The sequence below is a fragment of the Actinomadura opuntiae genome (assembly GCF_030283205.1).
Classification (GTDB): domain Bacteria; phylum Actinomycetota; class Actinomycetes; order Streptosporangiales; family Streptosporangiaceae; genus Spirillospora.
Map to the genome: position 1 here is coordinate 72,589 of NZ_JASNWF010000012.1, position 15,900 is coordinate 88,488.

The 15,900-nt window shown below is 72.1% G+C and carries 17 protein-coding genes; 8 read left to right on the forward strand and 9 right to left on the reverse strand.

Annotation, left to right across the window (positions count from 1 at the left end; translation table 11 throughout):
- The first annotated feature begins 94 nt into the window (after positions 1 to 94).
- The 3 genes from QP089_RS25670 to QP089_RS25680 all read left to right on the forward strand — a co-directional run bounded on the left by QP089_RS25670 (position 95) and on the right by QP089_RS25680 (position 2,408).
- Complete coding sequence (locus QP089_RS25670) at positions 95 to 556, forward strand: GNAT family N-acetyltransferase (RefSeq protein WP_285914637.1); 462 nt, start codon at positions 95 to 97, stop codon at positions 554 to 556.
- A 47-nt stretch (positions 557 to 603) separates the two neighbouring features.
- Positions 604 to 1,314 (forward strand): TetR/AcrR family transcriptional regulator C-terminal domain-containing protein, encoded by a 711-nt coding sequence (locus tag QP089_RS25675; protein ID WP_285914639.1) that lies wholly within the window; start codon positions 604 to 606, stop codon positions 1,312 to 1,314.
- Positions 1,315 to 1,421: 107 nt separating this feature from the next.
- Entirely contained in the window at positions 1,422 to 2,408 is a 987-nt protein-coding gene (locus QP089_RS25680) for an NAD(P)-dependent alcohol dehydrogenase (protein ID WP_285914641.1), read from the forward strand.
- A 5-nt stretch (positions 2,409 to 2,413) separates the two neighbouring features.
- Here QP089_RS25680 and QP089_RS25685 read toward each other — a convergent pair whose 3' ends face one another.
- From QP089_RS25685 to QP089_RS25695, 3 genes are all read right to left on the reverse strand, one after another.
- A complete protein-coding gene (locus tag QP089_RS25685; protein ID WP_285914642.1) occupies positions 2,414 to 2,605 on the reverse strand; it encodes a hypothetical protein in 192 nt (63 codons plus the stop codon).
- 147 nt (positions 2,606 to 2,752) lie between these two features.
- Complete coding sequence (locus QP089_RS25690; RefSeq protein ID WP_285914644.1) at positions 2,753 to 3,637, reverse strand: acetate uptake transporter family protein; 885 nt, start codon at positions 3,635 to 3,637, stop codon at positions 2,753 to 2,755.
- Between the two features lie 206 nt (positions 3,638 to 3,843).
- Positions 3,844 to 4,590, reverse strand: coding sequence for a polysaccharide deacetylase family protein (locus tag QP089_RS25695; protein WP_285914645.1), 747 nt, complete (start codon positions 4,588 to 4,590; stop codon positions 3,844 to 3,846).
- A gap of 64 nt (positions 4,591 to 4,654) precedes the next feature.
- On the opposite strand from QP089_RS25695, the gene QP089_RS25700 reads away from it, so the two are divergent.
- The gene (locus QP089_RS25700; RefSeq protein WP_285914646.1) at positions 4,655 to 5,719 is read left to right on the forward strand and encodes an MGDG synthase family glycosyltransferase; all 1,065 of its coding nucleotides are present in this window, start codon (positions 4,655 to 4,657) and stop codon (positions 5,717 to 5,719) included.
- Here the strand turns inward: QP089_RS25700 and QP089_RS25705 are convergent.
- Together QP089_RS25705 and QP089_RS25710 are read right to left on the reverse strand one after the other, a co-directional pair.
- Positions 5,673 to 6,569 carry a DMT family transporter gene (locus tag QP089_RS25705; RefSeq protein ID WP_285914647.1) on the reverse strand — a complete coding sequence of 299 codons (897 nt, stop codon included), beginning with the start codon at positions 6,567 to 6,569 and terminating at the stop codon, positions 5,673 to 5,675. The two genes, QP089_RS25700 and QP089_RS25705, sit on opposite strands and share 47 nt — an antisense overlap.
- A 31-nt stretch (positions 6,570 to 6,600) precedes the next feature.
- Positions 6,601 to 7,476 (reverse strand): DMT family transporter, encoded by an 876-nt coding sequence (locus QP089_RS25710; protein ID WP_285914648.1) that lies wholly within the window; start codon positions 7,474 to 7,476, stop codon positions 6,601 to 6,603.
- A 219-nt stretch (positions 7,477 to 7,695) separates the two neighbouring features.
- Between QP089_RS25710 and QP089_RS25715 the strand changes: the two genes are divergently transcribed.
- Positions 7,696 to 9,045, forward strand: a complete 1,350-nt coding sequence (locus QP089_RS25715) for an alpha/beta hydrolase family protein (RefSeq protein WP_285914649.1) — start codon at positions 7,696 to 7,698, stop codon at positions 9,043 to 9,045.
- A gap of 70 nt (positions 9,046 to 9,115) precedes the next feature.
- Here QP089_RS25715 and sigJ read toward each other — a convergent pair whose 3' ends face one another.
- Entirely contained in the window at positions 9,116 to 10,039 is a 924-nt protein-coding gene (gene sigJ, locus QP089_RS25720; protein ID WP_285914651.1) for an RNA polymerase sigma factor SigJ, read from the reverse strand.
- Between the two features lie 177 nt (positions 10,040 to 10,216).
- Between sigJ and QP089_RS25725 the strand changes: the two genes are divergently transcribed.
- Together QP089_RS25725 and QP089_RS25730 are read left to right on the forward strand one after the other, a co-directional pair.
- Complete coding sequence (locus QP089_RS25725) at positions 10,217 to 10,873, forward strand: hemerythrin domain-containing protein (RefSeq protein ID WP_285914652.1); 657 nt, start codon at positions 10,217 to 10,219, stop codon at positions 10,871 to 10,873.
- A gap of 18 nt (positions 10,874 to 10,891) precedes the next feature.
- Entirely contained in the window at positions 10,892 to 12,364 is a 1,473-nt protein-coding gene (locus tag QP089_RS25730; protein ID WP_285914653.1) for an MFS transporter, read from the forward strand.
- Here QP089_RS25730 and QP089_RS25735 read toward each other — a convergent pair.
- Both QP089_RS25735 and QP089_RS25740 read right to left on the reverse strand, forming a co-directional pair.
- The gene (locus tag QP089_RS25735; protein WP_285914654.1) at positions 12,357 to 13,652 is read right to left on the reverse strand and encodes an MFS transporter; all 1,296 of its coding nucleotides are present in this window, start codon (positions 13,650 to 13,652) and stop codon (positions 12,357 to 12,359) included. The two genes, QP089_RS25730 and QP089_RS25735, sit on opposite strands and share 8 nt — an antisense overlap.
- Positions 13,631 to 14,809 (reverse strand): glycosyltransferase family 4 protein, encoded by a 1,179-nt coding sequence (locus QP089_RS25740; protein ID WP_285914655.1) that lies wholly within the window; start codon positions 14,807 to 14,809, stop codon positions 13,631 to 13,633. The genes QP089_RS25735 and QP089_RS25740 overlap by 22 nt, the downstream gene beginning before the upstream one ends.
- Before the next feature lie 90 nt (positions 14,810 to 14,899).
- Here QP089_RS25740 and QP089_RS25745 point away from each other — a divergent pair, with 90 nt between their 5' ends.
- Positions 14,900 to 15,277 (forward strand): hypothetical protein, encoded by a 378-nt coding sequence (locus QP089_RS25745; RefSeq protein WP_285914656.1) that lies wholly within the window; start codon positions 14,900 to 14,902, stop codon positions 15,275 to 15,277.
- A 187-nt stretch (positions 15,278 to 15,464) separates the two neighbouring features.
- Here the strand turns inward: QP089_RS25745 and QP089_RS25750 are convergent, their stop codons facing one another.
- On the reverse strand, positions 15,465 to 15,794 hold the full coding sequence (locus QP089_RS25750) for a hypothetical protein (RefSeq protein WP_285914657.1): 330 nt from the start codon (positions 15,792 to 15,794) through the stop codon (positions 15,465 to 15,467).
- Positions 15,795 to 15,900 lie beyond the last annotated feature (106 nt).

A 15,900-nucleotide genomic window follows, 5' to 3' on the forward strand; every position in this document is an offset into this window, starting at 1 on the left:
TACGTCGGCGGCGGCGCTGGTCCTGACTGATCTTCCCGCGGGGCCGCTGGTTAGGGTGGCGGACTGGTGTGCTGATACGTGATGAGGGTGGGGGATGAGAATCGTCGTTGACGACCTGTCCGGGCCGGAGATCGCGGCGTTCTTGGACGAGCATGTTCGGGAGATGCGGTCCATCACGCCGCTGGAGAGCAAGCACGCTCTCGACCTGGACGGGTTGCGCGGGCCCGATGTCACGTTCTGGTCGGTGACGGACGGTGGGGTCGTCGTGGGGTGCGGGGCGATCAAGCGATTGGACGCGGAGCACGCCGAGTTGAAGTCGATGCGCACGTCGACGGCGCGCAAGCGCAGCGGCGTCGCTTCGAGGCTGCTCGGGCACATCATCGGCGAGGCCGAGCGGATGGGCTTCAAGCGGATCAGTCTGGAGACCGGGTCGGACGACTTCTTCCTTCCGGCCCGGAGGCTCTACGAGAAGTTCGGCTTCGAGTATTGCGAGCCGTTCGCGGACTACCGTCCCGACCCCAACAGCGTCTTCATGAGCAGGTCGCTCGGGCGCTGACGCCCGCGGCCGTTCGCCTCGCTCTGTACGATCTGGGCGGGGAAGGGGTGTGGCAGCAGGTGGTCGCCCGGAGCAAGGCAGGCAACGAGCCGAGGGTCCCGCTGAGCCGGGAGCGGGTGCTGCGGGCCGCGGTCAGGATCGCCGACGAGGGCGGTGTCCGGGCGCTGACGATGCGCCGGCTCGCCGAAGAGGTCGGGTCCGAGGCGATGTCGCTCTACTACCACGTGGCCAACAAGGAAGAGGTCCTGGACGGCATCGCCGACGCCGTCGTCCAGGAGATCAACGACGTCGTCGACCGGATCGACATGCCGTCCCAGGGGGACGCGTGGAAGTCCGCCGTGCGGCGGCGGATCCTGGCGGCCCGTGAGGTCCTGCTCCGCCACCCTTGGGCGCCCGGCGTGTTCGAGACCCGCACCACGACGAGCCTCGCGGTGCTGCGGTATCACGACGGCCTGATCGGGCTCATGCGCGATGGCGGTTTCTCGAACGACCTGTGCCACCACGCGCTGCACGCTCTGGGGAGCCGGGCCCTCGGCTTCACCCAGGAGTTGTTCGATCCCGGCGACGGAGCGGACGACGACGCCGCGGCCGCGCTGGAGGGCATGGCCGCCGAGCTGCCGCATCTCGCCGGCATGCTGATGGAGGTCGTGCACGACGACCCCGATTCGACGCTGGGCTGGTGCGACGACCAGTTCGAGTTCGAGTTCGGGCTCGACGTGATCCTCGACGGCCTCGACCGGCTGCGCGCGACCTCCTGACCGTTCCCGGCCGCCTTCTTGCCCTTCGTACGTCGTAAGAATTATCTTACGACGTACGACTTACAGCGTACGAAACCCCTCGTGCGCGCCGGCCCGAAGGGGGCTGCATGAAGGCGTTCGTCGTGCGCTCGTACGGTGCACCCGATGTTCTCGAACTCGACGATGTCGACAGGCCCGAGCCCGCGGACGGCGAGGTGCTGGTCCGCGTCCGCGCCACCTCCGTCCAGCCCTACGACTGGCACCACATGAGGGGCGAGCCGTACGTCGCCCGCCTGATGCCGGGCACCCTCGGCCTGCGGAGGCCGAAGATCGCGATCCTCGGCGCCGACGTCGCGGGCGAGGTGGAGGCCGTCGGCCGGAACGTGACCGGGTTCGGCCCGGGTGACGCGGTGTTCGCGCTGGTCGACCAGGGCGGCTTCGCCGAGTACGTGTGCGTCCGGGAAGACCGGCTGGCGCCCATGCCCGCGAACCTGTCGTACGAAGAGGCGGCGGCGGTGCCGCTCGCGGCCCTCACCGCGCTGTATGGACTGCGCGATCAAGGACGATTGAAGCCCGGCCAGCGCGTCCTTGTCAACGGGGCCTCCGGTGGCGTGGGGACCTTCGCCGTGCAGATCGCCAAGGCGCTCGGCGCCGAGGTCACCGGTGTCTGCAGCACGCGGAACGCCGACCTCGTCCGCTCGATCGGGGCGGACGAGGTCATCGACTACACCGCACAGGACTTCACCCGGCAGGGACGGCGCTACGACCTGCTGCTGGACGTCGCGGGGAACCGTCCGGCGCGGGAGTGCCGGCGGGCGCTGACCCCCAAGGGAACCTGCGTCGTCGTGGGTGGGCCGACGGGCCGGTGGGTCCAGCCCGCCGGTCATGTCTTCGCGTCGGTGGCGCTGTCGCCCTTCGTGTCCCAGCGGATCGTCCCGGCCGACGTGTACGGATGGACCGAGCACAAGCAGGGCCTGACAACGCTGACGGGCTTCATCGACGACGGCAAGATCGCGCCGGTCATCGACCGCGCCTACTCATTCGAGGACATTCCGGCGGCCATCGCCTACCAGGAAGGCGGCCGCTCGCGCGGGAAGGTCGTCATCACCGTCTGAGGGCGTCAGATGTAGGCGTGCTCGGTGCGGATGTGCTCGCGGAGGGCGGCGAGTTCGAGCAGGGCCTGTTCGCAGTGGTCGCAGACCCACACCCCGCTCGGAATGACGATCTTCCGCTTGGCCGCGTCGTCCCGCGCGCAGGCCAGGTGGTAGGCCTGGACGGCCCGCCGCCATGTTCTCCGAAACGCCGATCGCATCCCGCTCCCTCCAAGCGCCGATGGATTGACGCCCAGAATAGAGGGAGCAAAAGGGTAAAACTTGCACGAACTAGGTAAAACCTGGCCCCATGTCCGTGCCCCGGCCCCAGTGGGACGGGGACGGGGCGCGGCACGGAGTGCCGGGCATCACTGACCGATCTTGACTCCCGGCTCGCCGTAGCGGTACTCGAGCGGCCTGCTGGCGCGGCGTCCCGGGATGTTCTGGTTCTTCCGGAACGCGAACAGCGGCAGGATCGTCCGGCCGTAGGTGTTCTCCATCATCATCGCGGCCGCCGTGTAGACGGCGATCCCCGCGGAGATCACGAACAGCCAGCCGCCGATGCGCAGCGGCCAGGTCGAGCCCGCCCAGAATCCCGCGGCGGTGAAGGCCGCCCCCGCGGCCAGCGGCCACAGGACCGCCGACATCGCCAGGTTCCTGCCCATCGCGGACAGCGCCCCCAGCCCCGTGATCACGCACAGCGGGATGAACCAGAAGGCGAAGCCCTGGCTCACCGCCCCGATCCGCGGGGTCAGCGCCAGCGGGTAGACCCCGATGGCGACGAGCATGAACAGCAGGCCCCAGCCGAGCCAGAACGCGCCCCACATGCCGTGCATCGCGGTGGCGAGGCCGTCGCGGGCGCGGTAGGACCACATCCCGGCCAGGAACTGGGCCAGGCCGCCGAACATGATGACGAACGGGAACAGCACGAGCGGCGTGAGCGCCGACCCGTACCAGTTCGCCTGCCAGGCGCCCACCATCATCGTGGCGCCGGCGAACCCGAACAGGCCCAGGATCGACGGTGCCGCGATCGGCTGCAGGGAGATCCGCGTACGGTCCTCCCAGAGGGCGTGCATCTCCGGTTCGCCGGCGCCGCTCCTCGGCGCCGCGGACGCGGCCGGAGCGCCCCGCCCCGCTGGCATGTCGTGCGCGGGCGTGTCATGCGCGGGCACGTCGTGCCCGGTGCCCGCCATCGGCGTGCCCTCGCCGGGAACCGGCGAAGCCCTTCCTTCGGACCTTCTTCGATCCCTCATGACATCTCCTCCCCGATAGGAGAATCTCCTCACCCCCTTGTAACCGCGATTGACGAGGTGAAACGCACAAAACGGGCAACCGGTGACGGGGAGTGACGCGTCCACATACCTGCGGCGCGCAGGGGGCAGAAGTGTCCGTGTGACAGCGGGGCAGGCGCCCGTCCGGGCGGGGGCGCGGGACGCGGGGGACGGACCTACAGACGTCGTCAGCGGCGGACGCCGTGATCGCGGAGCGGTCCCACGGCGAGACCGGCCTCCCGGCACGCCGCCACGACGGCGGGCAGCGCGCCCAGCGTCGACTTCCACGCGCCGGGCGCGGACGTGACGTCGCTGTCGTGCAGCAGCAACGTCGCGCCGCCCTCGATGCCGGGCGACAGCGCCGACAGCACCGACTCGGGCGTGGCGGACGCCGTCCAGTCCCGTCCCCACGCCGTCCACAGGATCGGCCGCAGCCCGTTGCGGCGGGCCACCAGCAGCCCCTCCGCGCTCAGCGCGCCGTACGGGGGCCGGTACCAGCGGGGCCGCACGCCGCACACGTCCTCGACGAGGCGGACCGTCCGGGCGATCTCGGACGACACCCGTCCCGGCCGGGCGACCAGCGCGTTGTCGTGGTTCCAGCCGTGCACCGCGATCTCGTGGCCGTCCGCGGCGATGCGCCGGCCGACGTCCGGGTGCCGGCTCAGCATCGAGCCGAGCAGGAAGAACGTCGCGCGGCAGCCGAGCCGGTCCAGCTCGTCGAGGAACAGCGGCGTGGACGCGGCGTCCGGGCCGTCGTCCAGCGTCAGCGCGACGTGGTCGGTGAAGCCGCGGCCGGCGATCCGGGGCGTCCGGCGGCGGACCGGGGCGAGCCAGGTCGCCGCGGGAAGCGCGTGCGCCAGCGCGACGCCCAGCCCGGCGGCGGCGCCGCCGAGCGCGACGGCGGGCACGCGGCGCGCCCGGAAACGTGTGTGCACATGACCATTTTGCACAGGGGGGTCCCATCTCATGGGCAAGCGACTCTTAATTCTCACGGCGGGCATGGGGGCGGGGCATGACGCGGTCGCCGGCGAGCTGGAGCGGCGGGTGGCGCCGTACGGGGTAGAGGTCTGCGTGCTCGACGTACTGGACCTCGTGCCGCTGCGGCTCGGGCACGCGCTGCGCCGCGCCTACGCGGAGACGATGCGATCCGCGCCCTGGTTGTACGCGGCGGTCTACCGGGCGTTCTTCGTCTCCCGGCGGCCGGGTCCGCCCCACCCGCCGCCGCCCTCGCCGCTGACCGCGCTGATCGCGGCGCGGCTGGAGCGCCGCGTCCGGGAACTGCCGCCGGACGCGGTCGTGTCGACCTTCCACGTCGCCGCGCAGGCCGCGGGGCGGCTGCGCCGGTCCGGCGGGTTGGACGCGCCGTCGCTGGTGCTGGTCACCGACTTCGCCGTCCACCGGATGTGGCTGCACCCCGGCAACGACCGCTACCTGTGCCCGGACGAGGAGGCCGCGCGGATCGTGACGGCCGCGACGGGCCGTCCCGCCACCGGATGCGCGCCGCTGGTCCCGCCGGAGTTCCGCCGCCCCCACGGCCCGGACGACGGCGCGCGGCTGCGCCGGGTGGTCGGGGCAGGGCAGGACGAGCGGATCGTGCTGGTCTCGGCGGGCGCGTGGGGCGTCGGCCGGGTGGTGGAGGCGGCGGGCGTGCTGGCGGCGTCCGGCCGGTACCTGCCGGTGGTGATGTGCGGCCGGAACGCGCGGCTGCGCCGGCGGATCCTCGCCGACGGCCTCGCCCCGGCCCTCGGCTGGCGCGACGACGTGGCGCAGCTGATGGCCGGCGCGTACGCGCTCGTCGACAACGCCGCCGGGCTGACCTGCCGGGAGGCGTTCGCGTGCGGGCTGCCGGTCGTGTCCTACCGCCCGATCCCGGGGCACGGGCGCGACGGCGCGCGGGCCATGGCGCGCGGCGGCCTCAGCGTCTACGCGCACTCGCCCGCCGACCTCGTCCGGGCGCTCGACCGGCTGACGGACGACGCGCAGCGCCGCACCCGCGCCGCCCGCGTGGACGCGCTGTTCAGCGCCGAACCCGCCGAGCGCGTCGTGTGTGCGGCGATCGGCTGACGGTGTGCTGCTCGTGCAGCACGGGGGAGCGGGCGATCCCGATGCTGCCGACCAGGATCAGCACGACCCCCACCAGCTCCAGCGCGATCCACCCGCCGCCGCGGATGTGCTCGTCGAACAGCCCGACGCCGAGGCAGATGCTCGCCACCGGGTCGGTCACCGTCAGCGCGGGCTGCACCACCACCAGGGTGCCGCTGGCCAGCGCCATCTGCAGCAGCACCAGGCTGGCGACGCCCGTCGCGACCATCGCGTAGAGCTCCCAGGACGCGAAGGCGGCGCCGAGCCCGCGGTCGGTGATGATCTGCGTGGCCGTCTTCATGTACGCGGCGGTCAGCGCGAACCCCAGCGACGTCGTCACGCCCAGCAGGACGGCGCGCAGCGGCCCGCTGACGACCCAGGCCGCGACGATCAGCCCGGCGCCGAGGCCCACCGTCACGGTGCTGGCGATCGTCCACCCGAGCGGGCCGGGCATGCCGGGGCCCTCCGACGGGCTGGCGGCGCTCAGCAGCGCCGCCAGCCCGGCGGTGAGCGCGCCGACCGCCGCCCACGGCACCTTGCCGAACGCGCCGGGCACCAGCCAGCCGAGCAGCAGCATGGTGAACGGCAGTTCGGCCGCCAGCAGCGGCTGGACCAGCGCCAGCCCCGCCTGGTCCAGCGCGGCGGCCTGGAGCAGGAACGCGGCGATCAGCGCGGCGATCCCGCCGAGCCACTCCGGCTTGCGCAGCAGGTCGGCGATCAGCGACGGGCGGAAGGCGTGCTCGTCGGGCGCACCCTTGGCGACCTGCCGCTGCAGCACCGAGGCCAGCGCGTTGGCGGCGGCGGCCAGGACCGCGAACAGCACCGGGAGCATCAGCGCCCCACCCCGTCGGCACCCACCCCGTTCAGCACTCCACCCCGTTCGTGCGCGCGTCCTCTCGTTCACCCGGTTTACCCAGGTAGGGCGATCTGCCGAGCACGACGATCCCGGCGACCATCGCCGCCAGCCCGATCGCCTCCAGCGCCAGGCTGCCGATCGACAGCCGCAGCCGCTCGCCGAAGATCACGATGCTGAGCGCGATGCCGGTCAGCGGCTCGGCCGCCGTGGTCGCGGGCAGCGAGATCCGCAGCGGCGCCGCGTCGAACGCGCTCTGCGAGAACAGCAGCGCCAGCGCGCCGATCAGCACCAGGCTGTAGGGCTGCCAGTCCGTGAGGGCGCGCTTCATCCCGTGGTCGAACAGCAGCAGCACGCTGCGGGTCAGCCCGTCCTGCAGCCCGTACAGCAGCCCGGCGGCGCTGGCCAGCGTGATCGCGCGGACCCGCAGGTCGCGGTGCTGGCCGGCGATCGTGAGCAGCCCGACCAGGCCGAGCACGACCGCGCCCGCGATCCAGCGCGGCGACAGCGTGCTCGGCTCCGTGCCGCCGTGCGGCTCGCCGATCGTCAGGAACAGCGCGACGCCCGCGGTGAACAGCACCGCGCCCTGCCACTCCGCGCGGCCGAGCCGCTCCCGGTAGATCAGGTGCGCGGCGACCAGCGCGAAGATCAGGTTGCTCGCCAGCAGCGGCTCGACCTCGGCGATGTCGGAGGTGTTCAGCGCCACCGCGAACAGCACCTGCCCGATGATCATCGTGCCGATGCCGGCCAGCCAGAGCCGGCTGCGCAGCAGGTGCAGCAGCAGCCGCGGGTGCAGCATCTCCTCCAGCGGCTCGCGGTAGGCGGCATGCTGCTGGGCGACGAAACCGAGTCCGGTGAACGCGGCCGCCGCCACGGCGAAGATCATCCCGAGAAGGCTCATAAGGACCGGTCGATCCGCGCCCGGCGGCTCCGGGCCGCGAAGATCACGATGGACCCCCTACCCAGGCTGGCCTGCCCGAATCGGGCCCCGCGGCGGCTCGCGCCGGGCTCGCGCCGGGGGCGGGCCCGGCCGGATGCGGTCATGGCCATTCCACAAACCGACCGGCCGGTATGTACTACCGGCACGTTCGACCGTGGGAGTCCCATGCGCATCCGTGCCCTCGCCGCCCTCACCGCGACCGCGCTCGCCACACTGCTGCCCGCCGGTACGACCCGCGCCGACACGACGCCCGGTGACCAGCCGCTGCCCGGCTACACCATCCAGAACCCGCCGCTCGCGCCCGTCCAGGTGCACGGCGCCCCGTCCCGCGTCATGCAGGGCGTGTACCGGCACGCCGCCTACGACATCGAGGTGCCGCCGCGCTGGAACGGCCGGCTGGCGATGTACGCGCACGGCTACGCCGGACAGGGCAAGGTGCTGGCGGTCGGCCCGCCGCCCTTCGGGCTGCGCCAGCGGATGCTCGACCAGGGCTACGCGTGGGCCGCCTCGTCCTACTACGACAACGGCTACGACGTGCGGGCGGGCGTGGTCGGCACCCGCGACCTCGCCGACCTGTTCGCCGCCAGGGTCGGACGGCCCCGGCAGCGGATCATCGTCGGCGCCTCCATGGGCGGGCACGTCGTCGGCCGCTCGATCGAGCAGTACCCCGGCTACTACGCGGGCGCGCTGCCGATGTGCGGCGTCCTCGGCGACGACGCCCTCTTCGACTACTTCCTCGACTACAACGTCGTCGCGCAGGACCTGTCCGGCATCCGCGAATACCCCGTGACCGCCGGCTACCAGACCACGACCGTGCCGAAGATCGAGCAGGCGCTCGGCCTCACCGGGCTGACCCCGGGCGGCCCCGACACCACCAACGCGCGCGGCAAGCAGTTCCGGTCGATCCTGATCGACCGGACGGGCGGCGCGCGGCCCGGCGCCGAGCAGGCGTTCGCGTTCTGGAAGGACTTCCCCTTCACCCTCGCGACCCCGCCCGCGCCCGGCGCCACACTCGCGGAGGACCCGGGGCAACTCGCCACCAACCGGTTCACCCGCTACACGCCGAACACCCCGGTCGACGTCAACGGCACCGTCCAGCGGGTGCCCGTGGCGAACCCCGCCGCCCGGCTCTCGCACCGGCTGTCGCAGGTCCCGCTGATCGACGGGCGCCCGAACGTCCCCGTCCTGTCGCTGCACGGGCTCGGCGACATGTTCGTGCCGTTCTCCATGGAGGAGATCTACGCCGGCGAGGCCGCCTGGCATCACCGGTCCGGACTGCTCGTGCAGCGGGCCATCCGGACCGTCCAGCACTGCGAGTTCTCCGACGTCGAGGCCGGGACCGCCTGGGACGACCTGGTCCGCTGGGTCGACACCGGCCGGCGCCCCGCCGGAGACGTCACGACGCAGCCGTCCGCGGTCGCCCGTCCCGACTACGGCTGCCGGTTCAGCGACCCGGCCGCCTACGCCGCCGGCGCCGGCACCCGCCGCCTGTTCCCGGCCTGCCCGGCCCGCTGACCCCGCTACCGGCCCGCGCCGGGCCGCCGTCGCTCGGCCCCCGCGACGGCGGCCCGGCACGGGCGTCCTGTCAGCGGGGCTGCTCCTGGTGCGGGCCGTCGATGCGGGTGAGCTTGTCCGGGTTGGTCACCGCGTAGATGCCGCGGATCCGGTCGCCGTCCGGGGCCAGGTCCAGGACCATGACGCCGAACGGCGCGTCGCCGCTGTCGAACAGCACCGCGGACGGGTCGCCGTTGACGGTGCGGTACCGGACGTCCAGCGGCCACCGCTCCCTCCCAACGCCGCCGGTGATCGTGCGGGCGACCCGGTCGGCGCCGTGGATCGGGCGCAGCGCCGACGGCCGCGCCTTGCCGCCGCCGTCGGTCCACAGCGTCACGTCCGGCGCCAGCAGCTCCATCAGGTCCTGGATGTCGCCGCCCAGCGCCGCCCGCAGGAACCGCTCGGTGACCTGCCGCTGCACCTTCGGATCGGCCTGGTAGCGGGGACGGCGCGCGTGCACGTGCTCGCGGGCCCGGTGCGCCAGCTGCCGGACCGCCGACGGGCTGCGGTCCAGGATCGCCGCGATCTCGGTGTGCGCGTACCCGAACACCTCGTGCAGCACGAACACGGCCCGCTCCAGCGGCGTCAGCGTCTCCAGGACGACCAGCAGCGCCATCGACACCGCCTCGGTGCGCTCCGCCGACTCGTCCGCCCCCGCGTCGCTGACCAGCGGTTCGGGCAGCCACGGCCCCACGTACGTCTCGCGCCGGCGGCTGATCACCGCCTGCCGGGCGAGCGCGGTGTTCACCGCGATCCGCACCAGGTACGCGCGCGGGTTCTCGATCTCCTCCGCCCCGCCCGCGCCGTGCCGGGCCGCCCACGCCAGCCACGCGTCCTGCAGCACGTCCTCGGTGTCGGCGACGCTGCCGAGCATGTTGTAGACGACCGAGAACAGCAGCTCCCGGTGATCGGCGAACACCCGCGTCGCGGTGTCCTCGGCGGTGCCTTCGGGCATGGGTCGACCTCCTGTGCGCTCCCCCCTATGAGGGCCGCGACCACCCGAAGTGTGACATCCCGGCGCCGGATGTGATGTGCGCCTCATCCCGGCGGCGCGGTGTCACACTCGCCGCCCCGCCGCCCCTCTTTGGTCGCGAAAACGGGGCAATCCCGGCACGACACAAGGGGGTCCTCCATGAACCGCACCACCGAGCCCGGCACCAACCCGCCCACCGGCGCGGCGGACCGGATCGACGTCTCCTTCATGTACGCCGTCCACGACGCCTTCCAGCGCGACCTCGACCGGCTGATCGCCATGGCCGAGGCCGGGGACGTCTCCGGTCCCGCGCTGCGCGCCGGCTGGGACCGGTTCACCACGTTCCTCACCGTCCACCACACCGCCGAGGACACGCACCTGTGGCCCGTCCTGCGCGAACGGGTCGCCGACACCGCCGTCCTCGACCAGATGGAGGCCGAGCACCACGCCCTCGACCGGCTGCTCGAAGCCGTCGAGACCGCGATCGGCGGGCCCGCGCCCGTGCTCGCCGACCGCGCCGGGGAACTGGCGCGGGGCCTCACCGAGCACTGCGAGAACGAGGAGGAGCTGGCGCTGCCGCTCGTCCAGAAGCTGCTGACCGAGAAGGAGTGGAACGCCTTCGGCAACGAGCAGCGCAGCAAGCTCGGCCTGAGCGGCGCCGCGTCCTTCTTCCCCTGGCTGCTGGACGGCGCGGAGGACGCCACGCGCCGCAAGGTCCTCGGCATCGTCCCGCCGCCCGTCCGGCTGCTGTACCGCGCCGTCTGGCGGCCCCGCTACGAACGCGCGCCCCGCTGGCAGACGCCGGCGAGCGCCTGAGCTCTGGAGATACCGATCATGGCAACCACGGACGCTCCCGCGTCCTTCCTCGCGACCGGCCGCGGCAAGATCACCCTGACGCTGCTGTGCGCCATCGCGTTCCTGGACTTCATCGACGCCTCGATCGTCAACGTGGCGCTGCCCGCGATGCGCGCGGACCTGGACTTCTCCGTCCAGGACCTGCAGTGGGTGCCGTCCGGCTACCTGCTCACCTACGGCGGGTTCATGCTGCTCGGCGGGCGGCTCGCCGACCTGCTCGGCCGCCGCCGCGTCGTCGTCGCGGGCACCGTCCTGTTCTCGCTCTCGTCGGTCGCCGGCGGCCTCGCGCAGAGCTCCGGGATGCTGGTCGGCGCCCGGTTCGCGCAGGGCATCGGCGCCTCGCTGATGCTGCCCGGAACCCTGTCGATCCTCACCACGACGTTCAAGGAGGGCGGCGACCGCGGCAAGGCGCTCGGCGTGTGGGGCGGCGTCGCCGGCGGCGCGTCCGCCGCCGGGGTCCTGCTCGGCGGGCTGCTCACCGACGGGCCCGGCTGGCGCTGGGTGATGCTGGTGAACGTGCCGGTCTGCGTCATCGTGATCGCCGGGCTGTTCCTGCTGGTCGAGGGCGACCGGCGGAGCGCGAAGCTGGCGAACTTCGACGTCCTCGGCGCGATCCTCGTCACCGGCGGGATGCTGCTGCTCGTCTACACGATCGTCAAGGCGCCGGACGTCGGCTGGGGCGCGGCCCGCACCGTCGGCGGCCTGATCGGCGCCGCGGTGATCCTGCTGGCGTTCCTGGTCAACGAGCAGCGCAGCCGCCACGCGCTGATGCCGCTGTCGCTGCTGCGGATCCGCGGGCTCGCCGCCGCGGACGTCACCCAACTCGTCGCCCTCGCGGGCTTCCTGTCGATGTTCTACTTCCTCAGCCTGTACATGGAGAACGTCCTCGGATACTCGCCGATGCAGACCGGCTCGGCGTACCTGCCGCTCTGCTTCGGCGTCGGGATGGCCGCCGGGATCACCTCCAAGCTGCTGCCCAGGACCGGATCCCGGCCGCTGATGATCGTCGGGCTGCTGCTGGCGGCGGCGGGCATCTTCTGGCTCTCGCGCATCCCGGTGGACGGCGAGTACCTCACCGACCTGCTGCCCGGCCTGATGGTCACCTCGTTCGGGCTCGGCCTGGCGTTCGTGTCCATCACCGCCGCCGCCAACGCCAACGTCCCGCCGGACCGGGCGGGCATCGCGGCGGCGCTGCTCAACGCCTCGCAGCAACTCGGCGGCGCGCTCGGCCTGGCGATCCTGTCGGCCGTGTCCACCGCCCGCGCCGACGACCTGCTCGCCGAGCACCGGCCCGCGAAGGAGTCGCTCACCTCCGGGTTCTCCCGGGCCCTGCTGACCGGCAGCATCTTCATCGCCGCCGCGGCGATCGTCGCGCTGCGCGCCGCCAACACGCGCGGCGAGGCCGAACAGCCCGCGGACGCGGCGCCGGCCGAGGCCGTCCCGGTCAGGTAGGCGCGGGCTCCGGCCGGTCGCCGCGGGGCGACCGGATCAGGCAGGTGCCGGCCAGCACCACCAGACCCGACATCATCAGCACGAACTGGGCCGGGGCCATGCCGAGCGGCGCTCCGCCGGCCTCCTTCAGGAGGTCGGCGGCGCCGCCCGCCAGCAGCGCCGCCAGCGCCAGCCCGAACCGCAGCACCGAGTGGAACGCGGTGAGCGCCAGGTTGCGGTCCACCCCGCCGAGGCTCTCCTGCAGGTAGGTGATCCCGCCGACCAGCGCGCTCGTCGCCGCCGCACCGAACAGCACCGCGCCGACGAACGACCACGGCTTGGACGCCAGCCCGCCCATCGAGGCGATCACCACCCCCTGGACGGCCGTCGCGATCCGCACCTGCGTCAGCAGGCTCCCGGTCTTGCGGTGCAGGACGAGCAGCCCCACGATCGCGCCCACCCCGAAGCACACCACCAGCGCGCCGAACCCGATCTGCCCCGCGTTGATCACGCTCTTCACGAACACCACGCCCAGCGAGAACAGCGCGCCGAGGCCCAGCGCCACCACCGCGATCCCCGGCAGCACGCCCCGCACCACCCGCAGCTTCAACGCGTTGATGAACCCGTGCTTCTCCCCGGCCTCCTGCTCGTCGCGCTCCATCGCCAGCTTCTCGCCCGGCCCCGGACCGAGATCGGGGATCGCCCGCACCGCCAGCCAGGACCCGAAATACGTCAGCGCGTCCAGCCAGAACACCACCACGTACCGCCAGTGGCCCTCCCATCCGGCCTGGTTCGACAGCCACAGGATCAGCCCGAACGCCCCCGCGCCCAGCGGGATCATCCCGTACGAGGTGGCCATCGTGATCCCGTTGGCCAGCTCCAGAGTCCCGGTGTCGTGGTCGTCCTTGCCCTCCTCCCGGTCGTCGCCGATCAGGAACGGGATCGCCGCGTCCCGGGCGGGCAGGAACATCAGCCCGACCACCTCGATCATGAACGCCCAGACGTACACCCACCACAGCCACGGCACGATCGGCAGCGCCAGCGCCATCCCGACCCTGACCAGGTCGGACGTCAGCATCACGCTCCGCCGCCGCCACCGGGTCACCACCCGCGCCGCCACCGGGGCGCCCAGCGCGGACGGCAGCAGCCGCAGCACCAGCACCCCGCCGACCGCCGTGGTGGAGCCGCTCAGCTCCAGCACGAAGTACATCAGCGCGAGCGTGCCCATCCAGTCGCCGAGCGCCGACACCGTCTGCCCGATGATGAGCCGCCGGAAATCCGGGCGGGTCAGCTGCTCCTTGAGTGCCATACAGGTTCCATCCACGGTGTGCGGCGCCGGGGGCTGTCACTGGGATCGCGGACGGGAGCACCGCGGAGCAGCGCCGCCAGCCGGTCCGCGGCGGCGTCCCAGCTCCACCGCTCCCGGGCCCACGCCCGCCCCTCCGCACCCATCCGCGCGGCCTGCCCGGGATCCGCCAGCAGCCGGTGCAGCGCGAGCGCCGGCTCGTCGGGTTCGCCGGCGTCGACGAGCAGGCCCGTCCGCCCGTCCACGAGGGCCTCCGGGCTGCCGCCGGACCGGCCGACCACCACCGGCAGCCCCGCCGCGGACGCCTCCAGCACCGACAGCCCGAGCCCCTCGGTCTGCAGCCCGCGCCGATCGTCCCGGCACGGCAGCGTGAAGACGTCGGCCGCCGCATAGTAGTACGGCAGGTCGGCGGGCGTGACGGGGCCGGCCAGCGTGACCGTCCCTGGCGGCGCCTGCGCCGCCAGCTCCGCGAGCCTTCGCCGCATCGGGCCGTCCCCGACGATGACGAGCCGCGCGTCCGGATGCCTGCGCACCACGTCCGGCCACGCGCGCAGCAGCACGTCATGCCCCTTCCGCCGCACCAGCCGCGCCACGCTCAGCACCACCGGACCCTCGCCCAGCCCGTGCCGCCGGCGGATCCGCGCCCCGTCCAGCCCTGGCCGGAACCGGTCGGTGTCCACGGCCCCGGCCAGCTGCACCAGCCGCGTCCGGTCGCCCACGGCCGCCTCCAGCGCCGGCAGCGTCCCCGCGCTCAAATGCGTGACCACGTCGAACGATCGCACCACCGCCCTGAGCGCCGCCCGTGTCGGCGGCGCCCGGAACCACCCGAGCTCCTGCCCGTGCGTCGACCCGACCAGCCGCCGCACCCCCGCCGCCCGCACCAGCGGCGCGTACAGCCCGAACGGCGCCACCGCCGTGATCCACGCCGTCTCCGCACCATGCCGCGCCACCAGCCGCCGCAACCCCCGGAACAGCAGGTACCCGCGCCTCCGCACCACCGGGAAGTCCAACCCGGCGTCGAACTCCGCAGCTCCCGGCCACGCGGGCGCGACCACCAGCACCCGCTCCGCGGGCAGCCGCCGCACCAGCTCCCACGTGAACGTCTGGACACCGCCCGACTCCGGCGGAAAGTGCCCACTGAGAACCAGAGTCCGCGGCATCTCCATGCCCCTCCGAATGCCCGCCCAGCGCCACCACACACACCCAACGGACCGCCCACCCAGCAGGCTTGCCCTGCGCTACTACTCGGCGTGCTCGTCGACGAGGACACCGTCGGCGAGCCCCCTCTCTCGCCCCTAGAACTTGAAGGACCAGCCGGATGCGATCAACGGAGCGTGTCGTTCTTTAAAAACAGCAGACAGAGCCGAATGAGTGCAACCATCGATATAGTGAATAGCAGCACAAAAGCCGCTGGCACAAGTATATTATTGTCGGATATTCCAGAAATTGCCAGCCACGATCCTGTTGAGCTGTTCATGACGCCTACGGATCGCCATTTGCGTTTCACGTCGCCCGCTCTTCGTGCACTGACAGCAAATGATATAGCTCCACAAAATAGCATCACCAACCCGCAGGCGAGGTTCGGCTCGTTACTCATGTCTCCTACCATTGCAGATCAGAAGAAATGATCAAAAGCGCCGTAAATTGCGCCGCCGAACCCATCTAAAGTGCCCCCAATCCCTATCCCGCCCAGCGTTCAACCCAGTCGACAACGCCACGAAACAACATGGCAGTCGCCTCAGCGAGCACCGATGTGCCCTCACTGCGGGAGAGGAAAGTGCGACGAGCCCATCGAGCGCACATCGCGGAACGATCTCAGTGGGTTCGCATTCCCTGCAAGTTGTTCAGTGTTTCCTTCGCCAGCTGGGCGGCATTCGTTGTCACGTTCGGCCCGATTGTAGGGCTGGACTCATCTGCTCCAGGCAGATAGGAAAGCGTGAATTCCAGGTTCGCGTCCCTGACATAGACATCAATCGAGCCGTTGGCGGCCGACGGGGCGGGCGAGTCGATGTCCTCGCCTCTAATAAATGCTTCGCTTCCGAGTTCATGCAATTCTCGGCATGCCACCCCACGGCAGGCCGAGCGGCCGAGCTTGAAACTCTTGGCGGCAGTAGTCGCGCCGCCGTTCTTCGGGGAGTGGAACACCTCTGCCAATCTCAACGAAGGACCCGTCGGCGAACTGTTCCAAGAACATACCGACTGCTTGTCGCCTGGCCGAGACCCGGGTGGCCGCGACGGTTCGGCGGTTGCA